The following is a 553-nucleotide window of genomic DNA, read 5'->3' as shown; positions in this document are numbered from 1 at the left end:
CTGGTCACCGCCGACAGGGGCAGGGGCTTGCGGGCATCGGCTGTCGGGATTTCGGCTGCGGTCGCCGATTTGGTTTCCAGCAACGGTTCCGTCGGGCATATGGCCGCCGCCCTGCCTGTGTTCAGAGCAGGTTCAGAGTCATTGCTGGATTCAGTGGTTGAATTCTGTATGTGGTCGCGGATTTCGCTAGCATTGGCAGCGGATTTTTTGTTTTTAGCACGCAATTCCAGCATGTTGAGCGCCCGCGCATGCAGATCCCCCAGCCGATCGGCGACTTTTTGCAGATCTTCGATGGTTTTCTTGCGCTTGAGATCGAAAAGTTCGGTGACAAGCTCGGCCTCGATCGCCAGCCAGTCGCCCTTGGCCCCCTCCTCTATCGCTGCTGCCACCAGCTTGCGCACGTCGCGGCGCAGAATGGTGATGCGCTCGCGCAGCATCTGGAGATGCCGGCGCTCGGCCGCCGCTTCCTGCGCCAGCAGCGCGAATTCTTCCGCGCGAACCAGCAGGGGCGCGAGGCTGAAACCATAGGCGTCGCGGATCTCGCCCTGGCCGT

Annotated in this window: 1 protein-coding gene; it reads right to left on the bottom strand. The window is 61.7% G+C overall.

Annotated elements, in window-relative coordinates:
• Positions 1-553, bottom strand: a 553-nt coding sequence (locus P7F60_RS09515; protein ID WP_277917694.1) for a helix-turn-helix domain-containing protein, incomplete at both ends; no start/stop codon positions are given.

The sequence above is a fragment of the Rhizobium sp. YJ-22 genome, from assembly GCF_029601685.1.
Classification (GTDB): domain Bacteria; phylum Pseudomonadota; class Alphaproteobacteria; order Rhizobiales; family Rhizobiaceae; genus Metarhizobium.
The sequence above is the reverse complement of the archived record's forward strand: the minus strand, read 5'-3'. Positions and strand labels throughout refer to the sequence as shown.